The organism is Mesobacillus sp. MER 48 (assembly GCF_023714225.1).
Classification (GTDB): domain Bacteria; phylum Bacillota; class Bacilli; order Bacillales; family Cytobacillaceae; genus Mesobacillus; species Mesobacillus oceanisediminis_A.
Genome location: NZ_JAMAUR010000001.1, coordinates 686246 through 709657, shown reverse-complemented (window position 1 = coordinate 709657; position 23412 = coordinate 686246). Strand labels below are relative to the sequence as shown.

Sequence of the window (23412 nt, the reverse complement as noted above, 5' to 3'; positions counted from 1 at the left end):
AATCCGAAGGCATGATTTTTTTTGCTGAACAACATAACTTCATGGACAAGTTCATAAAAATGTAATGAGGGGAGGGCTTGCCATGGAACAGGAAATCATGAATCTGGATGACCGTACAGATCCTGCGACTAAAAGGATGCTGCAAAATGTAATAGACCGGAAGAAAAAGTTCGAACGGTATAAATCAAGACATCTTTTATCCGTTTGGGCAACTATAGGGTTGATTTCGATTTATTTCTACTATCTTTATATAACGGTGATGAAGCCGTATTCTTATTCATTCGCCGAGATTTTTTCTGTTTATGTACAGAATTCTGCAAATCTATATTTCCTCATTTTTACGGTAGGAACCTACGGATTAATGATTCTGTTGAAGGAGAAGCGTGAAAAGGCCGAGAAAGAATATCAGGCTTTACGATGTGAGATTGTTGACCGCAGCAAGGATTTATGGAAAAAAGAAGAGGAATGGAAGAGCCGGCATATTGTATTCGATATGATGAAAAAGAAATATGATATTAATCTTTATCATGAAAACAAATAAGAAGCATCCAGTTCGGATGCTTCGGCGTTGTCTAGAAAACTTTCTTTTTGCCCTGGTCCTCCTTGATGATTTCCACTGCCTCACGGAAACGCTGGGAATGGATGATTTCACGTTCCCGAAGGTACCGCAACCCATCATTAAGGTCAGGGTCATCGCTCAAATTGATAATCCACTGGTAGGTTGCTCTCGCTTTTTCTTCTGCCGCTATATCCTCATATAAATCGGCGATAGGATCACCCTTTGCGGCGATATAGGATGCTGTCCAAGGTACTCCTGCAGCATTATGGTAAAAAATAGCACTATCATGATTCGCATAGTGAGCATCGAGTCCTGCCTGTTTCATCTGATCAGGGGTTGCATCCTTGGTCAATTTGTAAATCATAGTCGCAATCATTTCCAAATGGGCGAATTCTTCTGTGCCTATATCTGTCAATAATCCTATTACTTTATCAGGAATGGAATAACGCTGGTTCAGGTATCTGAGTGCCGCGGCCAATTCGCCGTCGGCCCCGCCATATTGTTCAACCAGAAATTTGGCGAGCATGGGGTTACAGGTGCTTACTTTAACGGGATATTGCAATTTCTTTTCATAAAGCCACATTTTCCTTACCCCCTCCTAAGTTGAATTTAAATTTGCCAAGGCCACGGACCTTCTGACCAGTTCCATGGATAACCGGAATAGCTGTTGCCATATTGCTGGAGAGGACCATACATGCTTTCAACAACCTTTTTCAATCTGCGCCTTTCTTTAGCGAACTGGTTGAACTGGTTGATGGCATCATAATCATCAGGGTGTGTATCGAGATACAGGGTAAGTTCAACAAGAACAAAATCAACCGCCTGAAGTTCTTCCATCGCCGCATAAAATTCCTTCGGCAATTGTTTCATGAGTGGTCCTCCTCCGTTGGAGCCTCGTATGGTGAATACCAGGGATCATAGAAAACCTTCCACAGGGTCCCTGTCCTCAATGCTTGCATTGGTGTGAACTGTTCAAGATTGGGCGGCTGGAAGCCCAGGAATAGATTCGGTGGTGTGGAATACGTTTTCGCCTTGATAGGCGGACAAGGATCGAAGGGACTGGCGTATGGATACCAAACTCTTCTGTATGATGACAAGCTAAGCCCTCCTCTATATAAACTTCATTTCATTTTATGAGCAAAGTTTAGTTTCATGTTAAATTTATATCTTCAAGAAGGGATTTTTAAAGATATGCAGAAATATATAAGGTATGGCAGTACTTTAAATTTGAGGTGAATGGAATGTTCGTTAAAAGTATCATGATACCGAAGTACAAATGTATAACTGCACAACTTGGTGATACACTGCAAGATGTGCTTGAAAAGCTTGATGGGAATGAAATTGATGGGGTTCCGGTTCTGGATGGCGACAAATATGCTGGTGTCGTCACAAGATATGGGATTTACCAGGAATACTTCAAGACAGGCGGAGATAAGGACGAATTCCTGCAAAAGAAGGTGGCCGGGGATATACTATGCCTTCAGGATCAAATTCTCCATGGCATCGAGATTTTTGAAAACACCCTGGTCAAATTGAAGGATATCCCGCTTCTGGCTGTTATAGATGAACATGGGAAATTCCAGGGAGCTGTAACTCGCTCCGATGCCCTGGACCAATTCCAAAGTGCTTTTGGAGTACAAAGGGAGGGTGTCAGGATTGCGTTCACTTCTGTTGAAACAGAGGGAAGAATTGCTAGACTGGCTGATATTGCCCACCAGTTCCATGAACATATCATTTCATTGGTTACTTTCGATGAGACAGACAAGCTTGTCCGACGGATTGTCATGAAGATTGAAAAGAAAGACAATATTGACAAGTTTATCAAAAAGCTGGAGGATTCAGGTTTCCGGATCCTCGACATCCATGAAGTTTGATTTCCGATACGGAAATAAAGACAAGGGCCTTTCATACATTGAGTATGGGAGGTTTTTGTATGCTTTGGAAAGTGTTAAGGCTGGTAATCGGACTGGTTTCGGGTTACCTGGTGATCAATTGGATGACGACTGTCATCCCTCTCCACTCTGATGAATTTGTGAGTGAGTCCATCTTAAATCCTTTTGGGTTCCTTGCTGGTACGATGATGCTGGCAGTCGGCATGCTTTCACTGGGCGGCTTGATTGGTACCGGCATTTTAGCAATCAAGAATATTGTTAAGGGAGATGAAGGATCGGTTACGGATATAACACTGGCAATTATCTGTTTCGGCGGCTTTTTTCTGCTGTTTACCCTTGGGTGGTGGCAGGCAGCTATTTTTTTCGTTTTCTGTTTGCTTTATGGTATGATTTCACTTAGCTCAACTGGGAACAAAGAAAAAGGCCGGATTTAGTATTTGCAGGAGGAAGAGATGGAGATCATTTATATTCTACTGGGGATGCTGCTGTTTGGCGGCTTCCTTCTACTATATATGTATATGCAGGCATTTGAGGACAGAGTTTTAAAGCAGGAAATCAGGCTGAAGGATTTCCCGGCAAGTTTTGGTACTGTGAGAATCTTTTTTATTTCAGATATTCATAAGCGTATTATTTCAGATTCAATCATCAATGAAGTAAAAGGAAAGCCCGACCTCGTCATCATTGGAGGGGACCTTGCGGAAAAAGGGGTTTCCCTTGAACGGATTTCCGCAAATCTTGAGAAGCTGAAAACAGTAGGTCCTGTATTTTTTGTTTGGGGAAACAATGATTATGAATTCAATTCCCATGAATTGGACTCTCTTTTGTACCATTCTGGGGTAAAGGTCCTGGACAATACTGCGGTTAAATTTGAATCAGCGGCTGGGGATATCCTGTATCTTTTAGGTATAGACGATTTCGGCCTTGGCAAAAGCAGGCTGGATCTGGCTGTGCGTGATGCTGAAGAAGAAGGGTTTCGCATTCTTGTAAGCCATAATCCTGCCATCGCCAACAGTTTAAAGTCAGAGGATGAGATCAGTCTTTTATTAAGCGGACATACCCATGGAGGGCAAATCAGGATCTTTGGATTCGGCCCTTATGAGTTGGGCGGGATAAAAAAGAAAAATGGCACTACGGTGCTGACAAGCAATGGATATGGCACGACAGGAGTTCCATTCAGGCTGGGAGCAAAAGCCGAGACCCATTTGATTACATTGGCTCCTGAACTTAATCCAGCAGATTGAAGTTTTACAACGAAATATATACCCGGATATAATCGGTACAACAGGTATATACGGAGGTTTTATATGGGGAACAGCACAGGGAAATACAATATTAAAGCAGCAGCGAATATGCTTGGAATCCAGCCTGGGACACTGAGGGCCTGGGAGAGAAGATACCAGATGATTGCTCCTGCCAGGAATGAGTCCGGCCATCGCTTATATACGGAGGAACACTTAAAAATCTTACGTTGGCTGATTTCCAAAGTGAATCAAGGCTTCACGATCAGCCAGGCTGTTTCCCTGCTTGAGAACACTGAGCCATTAATGGGACCTTCTGAAAGGCCGAAAAAGGACAAGCAGGATGAATTCAGGGAAGAGATTTTAACTGCACTTTTGGGGTTCAATAGTTCAAAAGCCCATGAATTGATCAACCAGGCCTTCAGTATTTTTACGATTGATAAAACGGTCATTGATTTATTAGGGCCAATTTTGATTAAAGTAGGCGATTTATGGGAAGAGGGAAGTATAACGACTGCACATGAGCATTTTGCTTCTTCGTTTCTTCGTTCAAGGGTTGAAGGATTATCTAGTTCATTTCCGCATAGTTCGTTTCTTCCTAAGGTAATTGCTGTATGCGGACCAGGGGAGAGGCACGAGCTAGGTTTGCTGATCTACACAATGTACCTGAGGAGAAAGGGGTTCGAGGTTATCTTTCTTGGCACAAGTCTTGCTGAAAATGATATTGAAGCAGTGCTGGATAAGGTAAAACCCAGGTTCTTATTCTTATCATGCACATTGGAGGAAAACAGGGAAGCAACCTTGGAACTTGCCGGGACCATAAAGAAGAATTATCCTGGTCTTCATATCGGGCTCGGTGGCATAGCAATTGATTCCATGCCTGAAGGGCTGCAGAAAGAACATCAGGAACGCATTGTAGGGATCACAAGGGCGGAGTGGGAGAAATGGTTGAAAAAGCGCATCGATTCACTTAAATAACTCACCAACCTGCATTATTTTCATAAACTAAAATAAGAGCTTTGTCGATGGCAGGGGGCATGATTTATGCGCTTAGAACGATTAACCACCAATAAAATAAAGATATTCCTTACGATAGATGACTTATCCGACCGGGGTTTGACCAAAGAGGATATTTGGAAGGATTCTTTGAAGTGGCACCAGCTTTTTCACGATATGCTCGAGGAGGCCAGCGAGGAATTCGATTTGGACATAATCGGTTCAGTTGCAGTGGAAATTTTCTCATTGCATACACAAGGAATGGTCATGATTATCACGATGATTGAACAGGATGAAGACGAAGAACAATTTGAAGATGGGATCATTGAAATGCAGGTAACGGTCGATGGAAGCGAAGAGATTCTATTTCAATTCGATAACATCGAGGATGTAATCCAGCTGGCCAAGAGATTGATGCAGTCTGGTATTACGGGAGGCAGCCTGCACTATATGAATGATCAGTACTATCTGCTAATGAATGGAATCTTGCCTGAAGATGCAGAGAAGACCGTGTCTTTATTGGCTGAGTATGGGGTTCCATCCATTTTGAGCATCCACAGACTGCTCGAATATGGGAAGGAAATTATGGAGGAATCTGCAGTCGAAACTCTTGTCCATTATTTTTGATAATGATGGAAAGAGCTTCGGCTTTTTTATTACCTTCGCCCTTGCACAATGTCTTATAATTCAGTCAATTCCAAAGAGGTCAATCGTGATAAGGGCTTGGATGGCAGCGTTTTCATTTAATGGTCAAAAAATGCTGAAAACGGTTTTTTTCTTCTTGCATAAAAAAAACAAAGGTGTATACTAATCCATGAAAGCAGACAACATCCGCAAAAGTGATTTAGGAGGTTTATCAATGGTAGCCGCAAACGGTAATGAAAATCCAAATAAAGAAGACAAACATGACGTCTTACGATCTACACAAACTGTTATTCACAAGGCTTTGGAAAAACTCGGATACCCAGATGAGGTTTATGAGCTTTTAAAGGAGCCGCTCAGAATGATGACAGTGAAAATCCCTGTCAGAATGGATGACGGATCTGTTAAAGTCTTTACTGGCTACCGGGCGCAGCACAATGATGCAGTGGGTCCAACAAAGGGAGGAATACGTTTCCATCCAAACGTAACGGAGAAGGAAGTCAAAGCCTTATCAATCTGGATGAGTTTGAAATGCGGCATCGTCGACCTGCCTTATGGCGGTGGTAAAGGCGGGATTGTTTGTGATCCTCGCGATATGTCGTTCAGGGAACTGGAAAGATTAAGCCGGGGGTATGTTCGTGCGATCAGCCAGATCGTAGGACCAACAAAGGATATTCCCGCACCTGATGTTTTCACGAACTCGCAGATTATGGCTTGGATGATGGATGAATACAGTCGTATAGATGAATTTAACTCTCCAGGATTCATTACAGGCAAACCGCTGGTACTCGGTGGATCACATGGTCGTGAATCGGCAACTGCAAAAGGGGTCACGATTTGTATCCGTGAAGCTGCAAAGAAAAGAGACATCGAACTGGAAGGTGCAAGAGTAGTCGTACAGGGGTTTGGTAATGCCGGAAGCTACTTGGCCAAATTCATGCATGATGCCGGCGCAAAAATCATCGGTATTTCAGATGCATATGGTGCACTCCATGATCCGGATGGACTCGATATCGATTACTTGCTTGACCGTCGGGACAGCTTTGGAACAGTAACTAAATTATTCAATAATACCATTACAAATAAAGAATTGTTGGAACTTGATTGTGATATTCTTGTTCCAGCTGCGATAGAAAACCAGATTACTGAAGAAAACGCCCATAATATCAGGGCAAGCATCGTCGTAGAGGCTGCTAACGGACCGACAACATTGGAAGCAACCCAGATCCTTACGGAACGCGGCATCCTGCTTGTACCCGACGTCCTTGCATCTGCTGGCGGGGTAACTGTTTCTTACTTTGAGTGGGTACAGAACAACCAGGGATATTACTGGACAGAAGAGGAAGTCGAAGAGAAGCTTGAAAAGGTTATGGTGAAATCCTTTGACAGCATCTATGAGACGGCCCAGACACGCAGAGTAGACATGCGCCTGGCTGCTTACATGGTCGGAGTCAGAAAAATGGCAGAAGCAAGCAGATTCAGGGGCTGGATCTAAAGAAAAGGGTTCTTCATTGAATCTGAAGATAAAATCTCCTATCATTTAATGATGGGAGATTTATTATTTTCCGGTCGATCAGTTAGAGTGATAAGGAGTGTTTCTAATATATGAAAAACGAAGATGTCATCATTATCGGCGGGGGGCCATGCGGACTTGCTGCAGCCATTGCCCTTAAGAAGAAGGGAATGAATCCGCTCATCATCGAAAAGGGAAATATCGTGAATGCGATATATAATTATCCTACTCATCAAACATTCTTCAGCAGCAGTGAAAAGCTGGCAATTGGAGATGTCCCATTCATTACCGAGAATCTGAAACCGAAACGGAACCAGGCGCTGGTATATTACCGTGAGGTGGTCAAGCGCGAAAAGCTCAGAATCCATAAATACGAAAAGGTGACGGAAGTTGTAAAACAAAGCGAATTCCTTTTTAAAGTAACAACAAATAAACAGCAGTACACCGCAGAAAATATCGTCATCGCGACAGGGTACTATGACCATCCAAATCTCATGGGAATACCTGGCGAAGAGCTGACCAAGGTTTCCCATTACTTCAAAGAAGCACATCCTTTCTTCGATATGGATGTCGCCGTCATAGGGGGCAAAAACTCGAGTGTGGATGCAGCCATCGAGCTGGAAAAGGCTGGAGCGCGAGTGACCGTCCTTTACAGGGGGGCAGAATATTCTTCGAGCATCAAACCGTGGGTACTGCCGGAATTTGAAGCGCTTGTAAGAGCAGGGTCAGTCCAAATGGTGTTTAACGCAGAAGTAAAAAAAATCACTGACAGTACAGTGGTTTATGAACATGAAGGGGAAACGGTGAATTTAAAAAATGATCATGTTTTTGCGATGACTGGTTACCGGCCGGACCATGCTTTCCTTCAGAAAATGGGAGTGGGAATCGATGCTGAAACAGGTCGGCCAGACTTTGACCCAGAAACCATGGAAACAAATATACCAGGCATATTTATTGCCGGTGTGATAGCTGCCGGGAACAATGCAAATGAAATCTTTATCGAAAATGGACGATTCCACGGAGGTCAGATTGCAGAAGCGATATCAAATAAGAGTGAAAAGTGACTTCAATCAAAAATATAAGCTGAATCACTGAAAGAAAGCGGTGCCTGATTGCATGCAAGGCACCGCTTTTTCATATACTTATGTTGTTGTTAAAGGCTGTTTTCGTAAAGGGTGTTGTTAAAATCTTGAAGCCGATTTTAACGTGCTAATAAAGCCATTTTGCTGTTCGTTTTTAAGTGTGCAAGCTCTTTTCTCATAATAGCATTAATTTTATGAAGAAAACTAGGTCATTCAATCCCAATTTAGTAGTCAATAGCAACTAAGTTTGAGAAAAGAGCTTTGTTAAAACATGAACATCTCAGCTATTTCATCCATTCTGTCCGTTTTGGCAAGGGCGACGAGCAGTTTGATCCTCGCTTTCTGTCCGTTGAGGCCGTTTGAGAAGATGACACCCATTTCTTTCAGGTGTTTTCCTCCGCCTTTATAGCCGTATACATCCTGGACGATTCCAGCGTAACTTCGGGATACGATCACCACCGGGATATTATTCTCGATGAACTTTTTCACTCCAGGAAGAGCAGCCGGGGGGAGATTTCCCTGTCCAAGTGCTTCGATAACGACACCATCCACTTCCAGGCCGAGAATGACATTCAAGAGAGAGGAGTCCATCCCTGCATGCGCCTTAATCAGGAATACGTTTTTGCTGATGTCCTGCACAGGGTAATTTTCATGCTTCGTAGGAGTGTGATGGAAAAGAACCCCTCTTTTAGTCACAATGCCAAGTGGTCCATATTGCGGACTTTGGAAAGTTGAGATATTGCTTGTATGCGTTTTTGTAACGTTGACTGCTGTGTGGATTTCATCATTAAGAACAACAAGTACACCTTGTCCAATTGCCTCGGGACTGGAAGCGACCCGGATTGATGATATCAGATTATAAAGACCATCAGAACCTATTTCATTGCTGGAACGCATCGCGCCGGTTACAACAATCGGGAAGCCTGCCTGGCAGGTAAGGTCTAAAAAATAGGCTGTTTCTTCGAGTGTATCTGTGCCGTGGGTGATCACAGCTCCATCGATATCCCCTTTTCTGCCATATTCCTCAAGGATAAGTTTTAACCTCATCATCTCTTTTGGAGTGATATGCGGTGAGGGCAAATTAAAAGGTTCTTCGATGATTAGATTGGCAATGCCTGACAGAAGTTCAGTGCCTTGTGTCAAAGGATTGTTTCTGCCAGGTTTTACTGCGCCGCTTGTATCCTCGCTCATGGAAATGGTTCCGCCTGTGTGGATCAATAAAATATTTTTCTTCAAGACTATTACCTCCGATAAGACCAATCGAGAAAGAATAATAATCCATTTTCTTTCTTCTAATTACATGATACGATTAAAAAAACAAATTGAAAAGAGGACAGCATATGCTGGGAATAGTTACTGCCGGGGTAGCTCCGGGTCTGGCGCTGTTAAGCTATTTTTATTTGAAGGACCAATATGACTCAGAACCGCTATCTCTGGTGTTTAAAATGTTTATATTCGGTGCATTGCTTGTATTTCCCCTTATGTTCATCCAATACGTCCTTGCTGCTGAAGGACTGTTCCAGGGGGACTTTTCCAAGGCGTTTGGTACAGTTGGTCTTTTAGAAGAATTTTTCAAGTGGTTTATCCTTTACTACACTATTTTCCAGCATATTGCATTTGATGAGCATTATGATGGAATCATTTACAGCGTTTCTGTTTCGCTTGGATTCGCGTCTGCGGAAAATATCTTTTACCTGCTTGCCAATGGACTCCAGGATGCAATAGGGAGAGCGTTGCTGCCGGTTTCCAGCCATGCGCTCTTTGGTGTCATCATGGGGTATTATATAGGGAAAGCAAAATTCGCCCCAGACTCACCAAAGAAATGGGTGTTGCTTTCGTTGTCAGTTCCAGTCCTGCTCCATGGGATTTATGATTTTATCCTGATGACGAGGGAAGACTGGATGGTACTGATGATCCCATTCATGATATTCCTCTGGTGGCTGGGCCTTAGGAAAGTGAAAAAAGCAAGAGTGCTGACACTGCAACACATTGATAAACAATTTCCTATCTAAAAAACTCTTCATTTATAAAAAATGGAGGGTTTTTTTGTTTTGTGGAATAAAAGTCATCTCTTAACAAAAAATAAGAGTAATCTTTTAAGTTCACATCTTTGGAGGTTGGCAAATCAATGAAGAATTATCGGTCTATCTTGAAGGTGATGGCCGCGTTGGCTTTGGTTTTGACTTTAGTGCAATTCAACAAGGTCGATCAACGGGCTGAAGCGTTTACGAGCCAGGTGCTGCAACAGGGGGCAGTAGGAGAGGATGTAATTGAACTTCAATCACGCCTTAAGCATATTGGCTTTTATACTGGCAAAATCGACGGAGTTTTTGGCTGGGGTACCTATTGGGCTCTGAGGAATTTCCAATATGAGTTTGGCATGAAGGTGGATGGGATTGCCGGATGGCAGACCAAAATCAAGCTGGCAAACGCGACTCCTAATGCCAAGATTGCCTGGGGAGGCGAAACTTCCGGCGCGGGAAAAGCAGCAGGCGGCCAAAGTCAGGCAGCACCCAAACCAGCAGCGGCGACGAATACTCCGAAGGGGTTTTCACAGAATGATATTCAGCTTATGGCCAATGCAGTATATGGAGAATCAAGGGGTGAACCGTATACAGGGCAGGTTGCTGTTGCTGCAGTGATCTTGAACAGGCTGGACAGTGCAACTTTTCCAAATACCATTTCAGGGGTCATCTTTGAACCTCGGGCTTTTACTGCTGTTGCGGATGGCCAGATCTGGCTGACACCAAATGAGACGGCGAAAAAGGCCGTCCTTGATGCAATCAATGGCTGGGACCCGACTGGAAATGCTTTGTACTATTTCAATCCCGATACTGCGACCAGCGCCTGGATATGGGGAAGGCCGCAAATCAAGAAGATTGGGAAACATATTTTTTGCAAATAGGGGTGAGTTGAAATGCTAAGAGGAATAGCCATTGCAGTCCTCGTCATTGGGATTGCCGGAACTGCGTTTTGGGGTTATCAGGAGCACAGGGAAAAAACAGCCGTACTGATTAATGCTGAGAATAATTACCAAAGAGCTTTTCATGATCTGACCTATCAAATGGATGTATTGAACGAAAAAATTGGCACAACACTTGCGATGAATTCCAGGAGCTCCCTGTCACCTCAGTTAGCAGAAGTCTGGAAAATCACATCAGAGGCTCATAGTGATGTCGGGCAGCTTCCCCTGACTCTTCTGCCCTTCAATAAAACGGAAGAGTTCCTTGCGAATATCGGGAACTTCAGCTATAAAACGGCTGTTCGGGACCTGGATAAAGAGCCGTTGAGCGATAAAGAATATGAAACACTAAAAACTCTATACGAGCAATCAGGTGAAATTCAGCAGGATTTAAGAGAAGTTCAGCATATGGTTCTCGAGAATAATCTTCGCTGGATGGATGTAGAGCTTGCTCTTGCTACCGAAAAAGGCCAATCGGATAACACTATCATCGATGGATTCAAGACGGTAGAAAAGACAGTGGAAAGCTATTCTGAAACAGATTTTGGGCCCGCACAGATCAATCTTCAGAAAAAAGATGAAAACTTTAAGAAGCTGCCAGGTAAAAAAATCTCAAAAGATGAAGCGGTCCGGATCACTCGGAAATATGCACCTGTCGGAAATGCGGGTGATGTGAAGGTCACACAAAATGGAAAAGGATCGGACTATGGTTTTTATAGCGTATCGATCCAGGATCCCAAAACAAAGCTTGAGGCAAATATGGATATCACCAAGAAAGGCGGATATCCAATCTGGTTTTTACTTAACCGTGATGTGAAAAATCAAAAATTGAGTCTGAATGATGCATCCAACAAGGCAATCGCCTTCCTGAAAGAGCATAATTTTGAAAACCTGGACCTGTTCGAAAGTGCCCAATATGATAATATCGGTGTCTTTACTTTTGTCGGTGTACAGGATGATGTCAGAATCTATCCTGACGCGATCAATATGAAGGTAGCGCTGGATAATGGTGATATCATCGGCTTCTCAGCCGAGGACTATTTAAAATCCAATAAAGCAAGGGAAATTCCACAACCAGGAATTACGAATGAAGAGGCAAAGAAGAAGGTCAATCCAAACCTGAAAATAATGGATGAGAAAAAGGCAATAATCATGAACGATCTTAATGAAGAGGTGTTGTGCTATGAATTCACAGGAACTCTCGGAAATGATACGTTCAGGATCTACATTAATGCAGAAGATGGCACGGAAGAAAAAGTAGATAAGCTTCATAATGCAGAACCCGTTTATGAAAATGTAGTATAGGGATAGCCAAGCTGCTTTCCCTTTTTTTGTTTTATGGCTCTGTTGAATCTGAATGTTGATTTCTAAATCCTGTTGATTGTAGTGGAAGGCGCGTAGAATCCTCGAAAATGCTAACGCATTTCCTTCGTGCGTGGGCAGGTTCGAGGAAGCTAATCAATGTCCTGCGGGCGCAGCTGGTCAGGTGAGACCTAGGTGAAATGATTCGCGTGAGGAATCATTTGCACCCCGCAGGAGCAAAGCGGCGAGGACTCAGCGCCAGCCCCAAGGAAGAATTGCTTATGAAAAAGACGGCAGTTGGTATTTTTCATATTCTTCCAGCGGAAAGCGAAGCGACTGGAACGAAAATCAACAGCTTTTTTTAAAAAGTTGATCTTGTCAAATTAATCCAATAAAGGACTATTGCACCAACTCGATGCAGCATGTCATAATAAAAATGATATAGACATAATGAACAACAGCCTAGACAGAATGTGGGGAAGTGGATTAGCAATGATAAAAATCGGTGACAACATAATCCTTGAGCATAAGTATTCCGATAGCTTTGAACAATATAAATGTAAACTTGTAGAAAGAAAAGGAAATGACCTGTATATTGATTATCCTGTGAATATGAAAACAAATAGAACAGTTTTCCTGCTTGAAGGAACGCCATTGAAAGCTAATTTTGTCACTGAATCGGGTTCGAGCTACACCTTTCATACAGAAGTAAAAGGAAGGATCAAGCTCAACATCCCAATGGTGATCCTTTCCTATCCAGGCAAGGACCATTTAATCAAGGTCCAGAGACGGCAATATGTACGGGTGGAAACTTCCGTCGATGTGGCTGTCCATTCTGACAAAGGAGAATTCGCTCCTTTCACAACTGTCACTGATGATATCAGCGCTGGAGGATCAGCGCTGCTAATCGATAAGAATAGCAGCTTGAAACAGGGTATGGAGCTTGCGTGCTGGTTTGTCCTGCCGATGCAAAATGGTGAGTATGAATACCGGAAGTTCCGCGGAAGGATTGTGAGGATCATTGAGGGCCAAGGCCATATGAACAAGGCTTCTGTCCAGTTTTTTGACACTTCTGGCACCGATAGGCAGGTTCTGCTAAGATTCTGTTTCGAACGACAGCTTGAAATGAAGAAAAAAGGACTCCCGATTTAAATTGGAATAAATGTTTCAGTTTGCTCCAATAATAGAATAAAAGTTTTAATACGGGAGCAAAAAGATATGAAAACATTTGAAAGAATCTTAATCAAAATCGCGATCATTCAATTTATCTTTCTCATAATAGCCCAGATATTTTTCCATAAACTCGATGCTTTTCCAGAACTGAAACAGATTACCCAGTACGAGGGAGTTACTGACAATAATCATTCAGAAGTCCTGAATTCAATCCGAAGCAAAGAATAAGCAGGTGGAAAGCCTGCTTATTTTAATGCACAGAAAACGAAACGGGTAAGTTTTCTAAAGTGACTTAAAAAAAGTCATGATGGACGAGGATGAACAGATTTTTGTGTTAAAATATAAGAGAATATAAATGAACAACAAGGAGTACCAGGAGGAAATATGAATAAACGAATTTCAATTGCCATTGATGGCCCTGCTGCAGCAGGTAAAAGCACGGTAGCTAAAATTGTGGCTGAAAAACTGACATATGTATATATTGATACAGGTGCAATGTACAGGGCTCTTACATACAAAGCTCTGCAAAAAGGAGCCCGGCTTGATCATGAAGCCCAGTTGATTGATATCTTAAATAATACGGTAATTGAACTTCAGCCAGGACAAATGGGCCAGAAGGTGTTATTGGATGGAATCGAGGTCACTAATGACATAAGAAGCTCAGAGGTCACCAACCAGGTTTCTTATGTAGCCGTCCATGAATTGGTCAGGAAGGAAATGGTCAAGCGTCAGCAGGCCTTTGCCCGAGATGGCGGAGTAGTTATGGATGGAAGGGATATTGGCACACATGTACTGCCAAATGCGGAAGTAAAGGTCTTTTTGCTTGCAAGTGTTGAGGAAAGGGCACAGCGCCGACTTGACGAAAACATCCAGAAAGGCTTCCCATCCGATCTTGAAAAGCTAAAAGAAGAAATCGCCGCACGGGACAAGATTGATTCCGAGCGGGAAGTAGCTCCTTTGAAAAAGGCAGACGATGCAGTCGAAATAGATACCACTTCGCTCACGATTGCTGATGTAGTGGAAAAAATAATGGGTTTGGCGCTTGAAAGGATCGGATGAAAGTGACGGTTTATTCCTTTGTTAGGTCTTTAGTGAATGCTGTATTAAAACCAGTTTATCGTATTGAGGTAATCGGCAGGGAGAATGTACCTGCCGATGGCGGTGTACTGCTATGTGCCAATCACATCGACAATCTTGATCCCCCGGTTGTTGGCATTACCGCACCCCGTCCAGTCTATTTCATGGCAAAAGAGGAATTATTCTCCGTTCCCGTACTTGGGAAAATTGTTCCGCACTTGAATGCTTTTCCGGTCAAGAGGGGTATGAGCGACAGGGAAGCGTTAAGGAAGGGTCTTGGAATTTTAAAGGATGGAAAGGTTTTAGGTTTGTTTCCAGAGGGAACAAGAAGCAAGACAGGTGAAATGGGCAAAGGTCTAGCAGGTGCAGGCTTCTTTGCTCTCCGATCCGATGCACATGTTGTTCCGTGCGCGGTCATCGGTCCATACAAAGCATTCAAGAAATTGAAGGTGGTATATGGTAAGCCAATTGATATGGAATCCATTAAGGAAAAAAAATTAAATGCCGAACAGACCACTGATTTGATTATGGGAGAAATCCAGAAACTGATCAACGAGTACAAGTAAGGTTTCTTGCTTGACAAAAATGTCTGTTTGTAAGAAGTTATTAAGAAGAGATATTTTTAGAATTTTCACTTAGTGGCTAATTTAATGTGTTTTTAAATGGCGTTTTCGCCATAATGCATATATTTGCAGCAGTCATGGATTAAGGAGGAGTACATATGTCAGAAGATATGAATCAAGTAGAAGTAAAGAATTTTGAGGCTGGCGACCGTGTCAAGGGCCAGGTAACAAAAGTGGAAGAAAAGCAGGTATTAGTAGATATCGAAGGAAGCAAGCTCGATGGAATCATTCCGATCAGTGAGCTTTCAAGCCTTCATGTTGAAAAAGCTGAAGATGCAGTTTCGGTAGGGGATGAACTGGAACTGGAAGTACAGAAGGTTGAAGAGGAAGCTTTAATCCTTTCGAAAAGAAAAGTTGACGCCGAGAAAGCATGGGAAGAGCTTAAAGGCAAGTTCGAAAGCGGAGAAGTTTTCGATGCTGAAGTTAAAGATGTCGTTAAAGGCGGCTTGGTTGTCGATCTTGGTGTCCGCGGTTTTGTACCGGCATCCCTGGTGGAATCCCATTTTGTCGAAGATTTCTCTGACTATAAAGGAAAAACGCTAAGCTTTAAAATCGTGGAGCTCGAGAAGGAGAAAAACCGTCTGATCCTTTCTCATCGCGCTGTCGTTGAGGAAGAGCAAGGGAAGAAAAAGCAGGACCTGCTCGCTTCCATCCAATCAGGACAGGTTATCGAAGGTACAGTCCAAAGGATTACTGACTTCGGTGCCTTCGTTGATATTGGCGGAGTTGATGGACTTGTTCATATTTCACAGCTATCCCACGAGCATGTAGAAAAACCATCCGATGTTGTCCAGGAAGGGCAGCAGGTCCAGGTAAAAGTCTTGAGCATGGACCGTGACAATGAGCGTATTTCTCTATCAATTAAAGAAACACTGCCTGGACCATGGGCTGATATCGATGATAAGGCACCAAAGGGGAGCACACTGGAAGGTACGGTCAAGCGTTTGGTTTCTTATGGAGCGTTTGTCGAAGTATTCCCTGGAGTAGAAGGTCTGGTGCATATTTCACAAATTTCGCATAAACACATCGGGACACCGCATGAAGTTCTCCAGGAAGGGCAGACTGTAAAGGTAAAAGTCCTCGATGTAAACAAGGAAGACCAACGATTATCACTCAGCATGAAGGAGTTCGAGGAAAGAGAAAGCAATGAAGCTTTTGACTACGAACTTCCTGAAGAAACAAAAGGTTTCAGCCTTGGTGATATGATTGGAGACAAGCTGAAGAATCTTAAACAGTAATGGTGATAGATTTGTCGAGATCAAAAAGGAAATGGGACCATATTCAATATGCCCTCGAAACGGGCCAGAAGCGGCTAACCGGTTTTGATGATATTAAGTTTGTAAATCAAAGCTTGCCTGGAACTGATCTTGATTCAGTAAAATTGCAGACACAAATTGGCGAACTTTCTTTAAGTTCGCCAATTTTTATAAATGCAATGACAGGTGGCGGCGGGGAACGGACCTTCAGGATCAACCGTGAATTAGCTATCGCTGCAAGAGAGACCGGGTCGGCTATCGCTGTAGGGTCGCAAATGTCAGCCTTAAGAAATCCGGAAGAGCGGAGGACTTATGAGATTGTCAGGGAAATGCACCCTGACGGCATCCTGCTTGCCAATCTGGGCAGTGAAGCAACGGTCGAGCAGGCAAGAGCCGCGGTCGAAATGATCAAGGCCAATGGTCTGCAAATACATTTAAATGTTGTACAGGAATTGACAATGCCCGAGGGAGACAGAAAATTCAGCGGTGCATTGGATAGGATTGCTGAAATTGAACAGAATATCGGCGTCCCTGTGATTGTCAAAGAGGTCGGGTTTGGCATAAGCGCAGAGACTGCAGCCAAACTTTTTGCACATGGGATTCGTTGTATTGATGTAGGCGGTTTTGGCGGTACCAATTTTGCGGAAATCGAAAACAAGCGAAGGGACAGGCTGCTCACATTTTTTGAGGATTGGGGAATCCCGACTGCAGCATCCATCATTGAAGCGAAGTCCGCTGTTCAGGACCTATCCGTCATTGCTTCAGGAGGAATCCAGACAAGCCTCGATATCGTTAAAGGGCTTGCCTCAGGTGCAGCCGCAGCTGCAATGGCAGGATCCCTTCTGAAAATTTTGATGGAGCATGGAACAGAGGGATTGGTCAAAGAAATTTCAATGATAAAAGAAGAGATTGCCTTCATCATGACGGCCCTTGGTGTACATACAATCGATGAACTTCATCAGGTCCCTATTGTTATCTCAGGAGAAACACATCACTGGCTTGTCCAAAGAGGAATCGACACAAGAGCATATGCTCAAAGAAGAAGTTTTTACTAGGGAACGCCCTCTGCCAATTGGCAGAGGGCCTTTTTTGGTTGCCTTGCATCCAAATTTGAAATTCCAAAAACCTTAGCTATACTTTCCGTCATTCATAGATCGAGCTTCCTCGGGACTTTGCAATTTTGTCGCTCCAGGATAGTGCAGTGCCTGGTCGCGGTCAGATTCTACTCGTCCGCTTTTTTTCAGTTTCTTTTCCTGTCTATCTCGGCCCATCTAAGCACCTCCTTGTCATGGAATCCATACAAACCATAGCAGGGTGCGGCCAGTTTAAAGGATTTTCATCCCTTTGGTTTCTTCGATTCTGCCCGTTTTCCCTGCAGTATTAAAAATACTGCTTTTCTTAACATGGAACAGGCAAAAAATCTTATTCAAAAAAGATTAAATTACATAACAAATTACCATAATGGAAATGATAGGAGGGGTTGAATGGAAGGTCTTTACTTTTACTGGCTGGCCTGGATAGCGTGGATTTGGGTTACATTCATCATGGGTAAGAATCATCCTAACAGGCTGAAATGGGCCATTTGTCTGTTAGCTGTCATTATAGCTTCACCTTATAAAGTTGATTTCCTGTTTTTTAAGTTCCACTTGTCCGCTTTTCCGATCGCCATTTTCATTTTTATGGAAACAAAACGGAAGAAAACTGGTTCATTCCTGTACTTATTTTTAACTTCCTTCATCATTATGCTTGCCTACACAAGTTTTCTGATGTTCGAATTGTTTGATCCCGTCTGGGTATTGTTTGACCGGAAATTGATGCTTGGCGCGGCAGGTTTTTATTTGGCAATCTTGCTGCACAAAGGTGGACAGGATCGAATGCTGGCATTGGTGACAGGTTTTTTGCAGGGTGACATTTTATATTCCGCTGTTTTATGGCGATTTAATTTCCCATATGAAGTCGCTTCGATGACCTTTATGGACATATTGTTCATTTCCAGTGGAATGCTTATCGCCTGGTCTGCTGTCGAATCACTCATCTCAATCATGTCCAAAACTACATTAAGTGAAGCAGAAGGGGAGGAACAGAAGACTTCATGAATGAATACACGATACCAATTGTTTTTGGAATTGCTATTGGAACAATGTCGAGGCTCCTGATGCTCCGGACTGATTATCGCCAATACCCTACATATTTGCATGGGAAAATCATTCACATAGCTCTCGGTTTCATTGCCGCAGCTCTTGGAACGGTTGCAGGGCCTGCGATCATGGAAGAGGAATTTACGGCGGTGACTTTCTTGACCCTTGCCGCATCGCAATTCAGGGAAGTTAGGAATATGGAGAGAAATACGCTTACGGAACTTGACAGCTATGAACTTGTCTCTCGAGGGAAAACGTATATCGAGGGCATTGCGATAGCATTTGAAAGCCGCAATTATCTTGTCATTTTCACTTCGCTTGTCAGCACACTTGCCTATCTGATCTTTAATATTTGGGCAGGGCTCATTGCCGCGGTTTTGGCAGTGCTGATTTCAAAGAAGTTAATGGCGGGCGGCAAACTGAAAGATATCGTCGAGATCGAATATGTAGAACCAAGATTTGATGGTGCAGGATTGTATGTGGATAATATTTACATCATGAACATTGGTCTTCCAGAACGACAAAAAGAAGTGCTTCGCTACGGAATGGGATTTATCTTAAAACCGAAAAACATGAATGCACGGTCCACAATCGCTAATCTTGGCCAGAGGCAGGCTGTTCTTCACGATTTATCCACTGCACTCGGGGTATATCGTGATTCTGGAACACCTGCACTAGTACCACTGGCAAAGAGGGACCTCGATGATGGAAGAGTTGGGGTATTCGTTCTGCCGCAGGAACGGGATATCGAGCATGCCATAACGGTGATCGGTGATGTGCCGACATTGGAGAACGCAATCAGGATGCCTTCTGAGAAAAAAGACCGAGAAGGGAGTGGTTCTCAATGATGCTTGAAAAATTCGTCCTGGCTGCCATTACCACCAATCCAAAAAAGGCGCCTTCCGGTACCGCTGTATTCCATTGTGATTCAAAGGAAGAAATGGATCAGGTTGCGGCAAACCTGGAAGCTATCCTTGATGGTATCGCCCATTCTTTGACCGAGGATCTGTATATTATCGTGAAACATTGACAAGAAATGTTTTCATTGCCTGTTTACGGCATCTTTTGATAAACTGATTAAGCCAGACCCTTCTGTATACTAAAGAAGGGTTTATTTTATAAATGCCGTCCTCCATGATGGTATTTAATTAATAATTGAAAACTATGGATATGTAAGTTTGACATTGTTATGGCCTGGTCTGTGACCTGCAAATAGAATTTTGAAAGGGTGATGTTCATGACGAAACCAGTGGTAGCTATCGTTGGGCGTCCGAATGTCGGCAAGTCTACGATTTTTAATCGAATCGTTGGTGAACGTATTTCGATCGTTGAAGATATTCCTGGAGTAACGAGGGATCGTATATACAGTTCAGCTGAATGGCTGACACATGATTTTAACATTATTGATACTGGCGGGATTGATTTGGGGGACGAGCCATTTTTGGATCAGATCCGCCAGCAGGCAGAAATTGCGATTGATGAGGCGGATGTCATCATCTTCCTTGTCAACGGCAGAGAAGGAGTGACTTCTGCGGATGAAGAAGTGGCAAAGATTCTCTATCGCTCGAACAAGCCTGTTGTCCTCGCAGTCAACAAAATTGACAATCCGGAAATGAGAGAAATGATATACGACTTTTATGCCCTGGGATTTGGCGAACCTTTCCCGATTTCCGGCTCACACGGTCTAGGTCTCGGTGATTTGCTGGATGAGGCTGCAAAACATTTTCCAAAGGCCAAGGAAGACCAGTATGATAAAGATGCAATCAAGTTTTCTTTAATCGGAAGGCCAAATGTAGGGAAGTCTTCACTGGTGAACGCAATTCTTGGGGAAGACCGCGTCATAGTCAGTGATATCGCGGGGACAACTAGAGATGCTATTGACTCCCAGGTAACGTATGATGGGCAAAAATATGTCATAATCGATACAGCTGGAATGCGCAAAAAGGGGAAAGTGTACGAAACGACTGAAAAGTATAGTGTTCTAAGGGCCTTAAGGGCGATTGAACGCTCCGATGTCGTTCTTGTCGTTATTAATGCCGAAGAAGGCATCATTGAGCAGGATAAGCATATCGCCGGCTATGCAGAGGAAGCTGGCCGTGCGGTCATCATCGTCGTAAACAAATGGGATGCGATTGAAAAAGATGAAAAAACAATGAAGGAATTCGAGGAGAAAATCCGTGCCCACTTCCAATTCCTGAGCTACGCCCCAATTGTCTTCCTGTCGGCAAAAACGAAGAAGCGAATCCACACATTGATGCCGATGATTGATTTGGCTAGTGAGAATCATGCAATGAGGGTGCAGACAAACATCCTCAACGAGGTCATCATGGATGCTGTAGCGATGAATCCAACTCCTACGGACAAAGGAAAGAGACTTAAGATTTATTACGCAACACAGGTGTCGGTAAAACCGCCTACTTTTGTTGTCTTTGTCAATGAGCCAGAATTAATGCATTTTTCTTATGAGCGTTTCCTTGAAAACAGGATCCGGGATGCCTTTGATTTTACAGGCACACCGATCAAGATTTTTGCGAGACAAAGAAAATAAGATAAAGGTTGTGGTTTAAATGGAAAGGAAGAGAGAGAAAGTTGCTGTCCTGGGTGCTGGCAGCTGGGGAACAGCTTTAGCGATGGTTCTAGCCGATAATGGACATGAAGTCCGTTTATGGGGCCATAACCCAGCGCAGATTGATGAAATCAATCAAAATCATATCAACAAGAAATATCTTCCTGAAATTACGCTGCCTGAAACTATCAAGGGATACTCTTCACTTGGGGAGGTATTGCACGGGATCAAAACGGTGATTATGGCAGTGCCTACAAAAGCCATCCGCGAAGTAATCAGGAAAATGACAGAGATAACCACAGAATCTTTGGTCATTGTACATGTCAGCAAGGGAATAGAGCCTGATTCCCTGCTGCGCATTTCTGAAATGATTGAAGAGGAAATGCCTGCTGACCTTCTGGAAAGTGTTGTCGTCCTCTCCGGACCAAGCCATGCGGAAGAAGTAAGCTTGCGCCACCCTACGACTGTGACAGTCTCTTCGAAAAATATGGATGAGGCGGAAAAAGTCCAGGATTTGTTCATCAATAATCATTTCAGGGTATATACAAACCCGGATTTAATAGGTGTGGAGATTGGCGGAGCGCTGAAAAATATCATCGCGCTTGCTGCCGGCATATCTGATGGACTTGGGTATGGCGATAACGCAAAGGCTGCCTTGATCACGAGGGGACTTGCCGAAATAGCACGTCTTGGAGTCAAAATGGGCGCCAGCCCTTTGACTTTTTCCGGATTGACGGGGATTGGCGATTTAATTGTTACTTGTACAAGCGTCCATTCCCGTAACTGGCGTGCAGGCAATATGCTTGGCAAGGGGCAGAACCTTGAGGAGGTCCTCGAGAATATGGGGATGGTTGTTGAAGGTGTGCGAACCACCAAGGCAGCTTATCAGCTTGCACAAAAATTTGAAGTCAAAATGCCAATTACCAATGCCCTTCATAACGTTTTATTTAACAACGTCAATCCAAAGGATGCTGTTGATGGGCTGATGTCCCGTGAGAAGACTCATGAGATGGAAGATTTGGCAGATATCCTCGGAGGAAGAAATTAAGCGAAAAATTTTTTTGCAATAATGCGTTCAATATAGGCATTCGAGGATGCGATTCTAACGATGTTTGCATAAGATGCAACGAAGCAAACTGGTGGTTTGAACTGGGTGATAGGGTATTTAGTCATTTAGCTGGAGTAAAGTTGACCGCCCCTTCTTTACTTCAGCTTTTTTTTTGCTTAATCAGAAGCCTGAAGACAAATTTGCAACAGTGATTGCAGATTATGATATAATACTGTTCGAAAAAGGGAGGGGTTCAGTTGTCACCCGCATTATTAAAAATGTATATTTCTTTTGTAGGCATGGGCAGTATGATTTTGTCCCTTGTTGCCATTTATCTTAGCCGTTATAAGTTAAAAGGATTTTTCAAGATTGCCACGGCTGTCATTGCATATATGTTAATGGTCCTGGCAGGCCTGATAATCTTTTTTGTTGTTTTCAGCGGCCCGACGAGCGAATAAAATACATAGAATTAAGGATTGGGATCAATGAATAAGAGCCGATTTTTCCTGCCGGTCATCATTGTGCTGTTTACTTTGACTGGCTGTATGTTTCCAGAAGAAAAATTAATGCAGAACCAGGTGCCCTATAAGGACCAGCTTGACAGTGTCCAGTCTGCAGTCGATCAGTATAAGGAAGCCAATGGCGGTTTGCTGCCAATCAAGACTAGAGATGCAAAAACACCGATTTATCAAAAGTACCCGATCGAGTTTAAGAAGGTCGTCCCTAAATTTATTGCTGAGCCGCCGGGGAATGCATTCGAAAGCGGCGGACTTTTTCAATATGTCCTGGTCGATGCAGAAACAAATCCGACAGTGAAACTGCTTGACTTAAGAATGGCAGATACGATCCGGGAAATCAAAATGCGGATCAAAGCCAATGGCTATCCTCCATTCAAGGACCAAATTGCTGAAAATGTGTATACCATCGACTTCAAAAAGATTGGTTATCAAGAGGAGCCTGTTGCAGTCAGCCCCTTTACAAACCAAAACTTGCATTTTGTCATTTCGACAGAGGGCGAAATCTATGTGGATTACCGAAGTGACCTTTTTCAGGCTATGAAATCCTCCGGGAAAGAACTCAAGGAAGGAGAGGATATCCGGGGCATCCTTGTGGAGAATTCCATGTTCGTGCCGGCATATTCTTTACCTTATACCATTGATAAAGAGACCAATGAACCAGTCTTTTTAGCAAAATAGTCATAACCCTGTTTCTGCAAAATATATTGTAGAAGCAGGGTTTTTTTGTCTTAAAAAAGATATCGACTGTCCTCATAAATGAGAATCGAGGAATCTTTTTATAAGGTTGTTTTGGATTTCGGAGATAAAATAATCAGCAAATAGACCAA

Annotated in this window: 30 protein-coding genes; 25 read left to right on the top strand and 5 right to left on the bottom strand. The window is 43.2% G+C overall.

Going from position 1 to position 23412, the window contains the following annotated elements:
• Positions 1-82: 82 nt before the first annotated feature.
• A complete protein-coding gene (locus tag M3593_RS03625; RefSeq protein WP_251540752.1) occupies positions 83-541 on the top strand; it encodes a YpbF family protein in 459 nt (152 codons plus the stop codon).
• A 31-nt stretch (positions 542-572) separates the two neighbouring features.
• Here the strand turns inward: M3593_RS03625 and M3593_RS03620 are convergent, their stop codons facing one another.
• Genes M3593_RS03620 through M3593_RS03610 form a run of 3 tightly spaced genes read right to left on the bottom strand, consistent with a single transcriptional unit; the run spans position 573 to position 1656 of the window.
• Positions 573-1142, bottom strand: coding sequence for a manganese catalase family protein (locus M3593_RS03620; RefSeq protein WP_144476695.1), 570 nt, complete (start codon positions 1140-1142; stop codon positions 573-575).
• Between the two features lie 26 nt (positions 1143-1168).
• On the bottom strand, positions 1169-1429 hold the full coding sequence (locus M3593_RS03615; RefSeq protein ID WP_251540750.1) for a spore coat protein CotJB: 261 nt from the start codon (positions 1427-1429) through the stop codon (positions 1169-1171).
• The gene (locus M3593_RS03610; RefSeq protein WP_251540748.1) at positions 1426-1656 is read right to left on the bottom strand and encodes a spore coat associated protein CotJA; all 231 of its coding nucleotides are present in this window, start codon (positions 1654-1656) and stop codon (positions 1426-1428) included. The genes M3593_RS03615 and M3593_RS03610 overlap by 4 nt, the downstream gene beginning before the upstream one ends.
• A 144-nt stretch (positions 1657-1800) precedes the next feature.
• Here M3593_RS03610 and M3593_RS03605 point away from each other — a divergent pair, with 144 nt between their 5' ends.
• The 7 genes from M3593_RS03605 to M3593_RS03575 all read left to right on the top strand — a co-directional run bounded on the left by M3593_RS03605 (position 1801) and on the right by M3593_RS03575 (position 7904).
• Complete coding sequence (locus M3593_RS03605; RefSeq protein WP_144476701.1) at positions 1801-2433, top strand: CBS domain-containing protein; 633 nt, start codon at positions 1801-1803, stop codon at positions 2431-2433.
• A 59-nt stretch (positions 2434-2492) separates the two neighbouring features.
• On the top strand, positions 2493-2885 hold the full coding sequence (locus M3593_RS03600; RefSeq protein ID WP_251540746.1) for a hypothetical protein: 393 nt from the start codon (positions 2493-2495) through the stop codon (positions 2883-2885).
• Positions 2886-2909: 24 nt separating this feature from the next.
• Positions 2910-3692 (top strand): metallophosphoesterase, encoded by a 783-nt coding sequence (locus M3593_RS03595; RefSeq protein WP_251541261.1) that lies wholly within the window; start codon positions 2910-2912, stop codon positions 3690-3692.
• A 63-nt stretch (positions 3693-3755) separates the two neighbouring features.
• Positions 3756-4667 (top strand): MerR family transcriptional regulator, encoded by a 912-nt coding sequence (locus M3593_RS03590; RefSeq protein WP_251540744.1) that lies wholly within the window; start codon positions 3756-3758, stop codon positions 4665-4667.
• A gap of 66 nt (positions 4668-4733) precedes the next feature.
• Positions 4734-5312 carry a genetic competence negative regulator gene (locus M3593_RS03585; RefSeq protein ID WP_144476710.1) on the top strand — a complete coding sequence of 193 codons (579 nt, stop codon included), beginning with the start codon at positions 4734-4736 and terminating at the stop codon, positions 5310-5312.
• A gap of 232 nt (positions 5313-5544) precedes the next feature.
• Complete coding sequence (locus M3593_RS03580) at positions 5545-6822, top strand: Glu/Leu/Phe/Val family dehydrogenase (RefSeq protein ID WP_144476713.1); 1278 nt, start codon at positions 5545-5547, stop codon at positions 6820-6822.
• Between the two features lie 110 nt (positions 6823-6932).
• The gene (locus tag M3593_RS03575; protein WP_251540742.1) at positions 6933-7904 is read left to right on the top strand and encodes a YpdA family putative bacillithiol disulfide reductase; all 972 of its coding nucleotides are present in this window, start codon (positions 6933-6935) and stop codon (positions 7902-7904) included.
• 282 nt (positions 7905-8186) lie between these two features.
• Here the strand turns inward: M3593_RS03575 and M3593_RS03570 are convergent, their stop codons facing one another.
• Positions 8187-9158 carry an asparaginase gene (locus M3593_RS03570; protein ID WP_285847910.1) on the bottom strand — a complete coding sequence of 324 codons (972 nt, stop codon included), beginning with the start codon at positions 9156-9158 and terminating at the stop codon, positions 8187-8189.
• Between the two features lie 104 nt (positions 9159-9262).
• On the opposite strand from M3593_RS03570, the gene prsW reads away from it, so the two are divergent.
• The 10 genes from prsW to fni all read left to right on the top strand — a co-directional run bounded on the left by prsW (position 9263) and on the right by fni (position 17370).
• Entirely contained in the window at positions 9263-9934 is a 672-nt protein-coding gene (gene prsW / locus M3593_RS03565) for a glutamic-type intramembrane protease PrsW (RefSeq protein ID WP_144476720.1), read from the top strand.
• Positions 9935-10080: 146 nt separating this feature from the next.
• A complete protein-coding gene (sleB, locus tag M3593_RS03560; RefSeq protein ID WP_251541257.1) occupies positions 10081-10827 on the top strand; it encodes a spore cortex-lytic enzyme in 747 nt (248 codons plus the stop codon).
• 12 nt (positions 10828-10839) lie between these two features.
• On the top strand, positions 10840-12189 hold the full coding sequence (ypeB, locus tag M3593_RS03555) for a germination protein YpeB (protein ID WP_251540740.1): 1350 nt from the start codon (positions 10840-10842) through the stop codon (positions 12187-12189).
• A gap of 206 nt (positions 12190-12395) precedes the next feature.
• Complete coding sequence (locus tag M3593_RS03550) at positions 12396-12551, top strand: hypothetical protein (RefSeq protein WP_251540736.1); 156 nt, start codon at positions 12396-12398, stop codon at positions 12549-12551.
• Between the two features lie 127 nt (positions 12552-12678).
• Positions 12679-13338, top strand: a complete 660-nt coding sequence (locus tag M3593_RS03545) for a flagellar brake protein (RefSeq protein WP_251540735.1) — start codon at positions 12679-12681, stop codon at positions 13336-13338.
• Positions 13339-13404: 66 nt separating this feature from the next.
• Complete coding sequence (locus M3593_RS03540; RefSeq protein ID WP_144476731.1) at positions 13405-13587, top strand: YpfB family protein; 183 nt, start codon at positions 13405-13407, stop codon at positions 13585-13587.
• A gap of 156 nt (positions 13588-13743) precedes the next feature.
• Complete coding sequence (gene cmk / locus M3593_RS03535) at positions 13744-14418, top strand: (d)CMP kinase (RefSeq protein ID WP_251540733.1); 675 nt, start codon at positions 13744-13746, stop codon at positions 14416-14418.
• A 2-nt stretch (positions 14419-14420) separates the two neighbouring features.
• Positions 14421-15002 (top strand): lysophospholipid acyltransferase family protein, encoded by a 582-nt coding sequence (locus M3593_RS03530; RefSeq protein ID WP_144476951.1) that lies wholly within the window; start codon positions 14421-14423, stop codon positions 15000-15002.
• 155 nt (positions 15003-15157) lie between these two features.
• Positions 15158-16297 carry a 30S ribosomal protein S1 gene (gene rpsA / locus M3593_RS03525; protein ID WP_251540725.1) on the top strand — a complete coding sequence of 380 codons (1140 nt, stop codon included), beginning with the start codon at positions 15158-15160 and terminating at the stop codon, positions 16295-16297.
• 11 nt (positions 16298-16308) lie between these two features.
• Complete coding sequence (fni, locus tag M3593_RS03520; RefSeq protein ID WP_251540723.1) at positions 16309-17370, top strand: type 2 isopentenyl-diphosphate Delta-isomerase; 1062 nt, start codon at positions 16309-16311, stop codon at positions 17368-17370.
• Positions 17371-17442: 72 nt separating this feature from the next.
• Here the strand turns inward: fni and M3593_RS03515 are convergent, their stop codons facing one another.
• Positions 17443-17586: a YpzI family protein gene (locus M3593_RS03515; protein WP_144476742.1), complete on the bottom strand. Its 144-nt coding sequence runs from the start codon at positions 17584-17586 to the stop codon at positions 17443-17445.
• A 213-nt stretch (positions 17587-17799) separates the two neighbouring features.
• Here M3593_RS03515 and M3593_RS03510 point away from each other — a divergent pair, with 213 nt between their 5' ends.
• From M3593_RS03510 to M3593_RS03480, 7 genes are all read left to right on the top strand, one after another.
• Positions 17800-18411: a YphA family membrane protein gene (locus M3593_RS03510; protein ID WP_251540716.1), complete on the top strand. Its 612-nt coding sequence runs from the start codon at positions 17800-17802 to the stop codon at positions 18409-18411.
• Positions 18408-19301, top strand: coding sequence for a YIEGIA family protein (locus tag M3593_RS03505; protein WP_144476748.1), 894 nt, complete (start codon positions 18408-18410; stop codon positions 19299-19301). The genes M3593_RS03510 and M3593_RS03505 overlap by 4 nt, the downstream gene beginning before the upstream one ends.
• Entirely contained in the window at positions 19298-19483 is a 186-nt protein-coding gene (locus M3593_RS03500; RefSeq protein ID WP_144476751.1) for a capping complex subunit for YIEGIA, read from the top strand. The genes M3593_RS03505 and M3593_RS03500 overlap by 4 nt, the downstream gene beginning before the upstream one ends.
• 207 nt (positions 19484-19690) lie before the next feature.
• A complete protein-coding gene (gene der, locus M3593_RS03495) occupies positions 19691-21001 on the top strand; it encodes a ribosome biogenesis GTPase Der (RefSeq protein ID WP_251540714.1) in 1311 nt (436 codons plus the stop codon).
• Between the two features lie 19 nt (positions 21002-21020).
• Positions 21021-22067: an NAD(P)H-dependent glycerol-3-phosphate dehydrogenase gene (locus tag M3593_RS03490; RefSeq protein WP_251540706.1), complete on the top strand. Its 1047-nt coding sequence runs from the start codon at positions 21021-21023 to the stop codon at positions 22065-22067.
• Positions 22068-22324: 257 nt separating this feature from the next.
• Positions 22325-22525, top strand: a complete 201-nt coding sequence (locus M3593_RS03485; protein WP_144476760.1) for a DUF2768 domain-containing protein — start codon at positions 22325-22327, stop codon at positions 22523-22525.
• A gap of 27 nt (positions 22526-22552) precedes the next feature.
• Positions 22553-23263, top strand: a complete 711-nt coding sequence (locus M3593_RS03480; protein ID WP_144476763.1) for a hypothetical protein — start codon at positions 22553-22555, stop codon at positions 23261-23263.
• Positions 23264-23412: the final 149 nt, after the last annotated feature.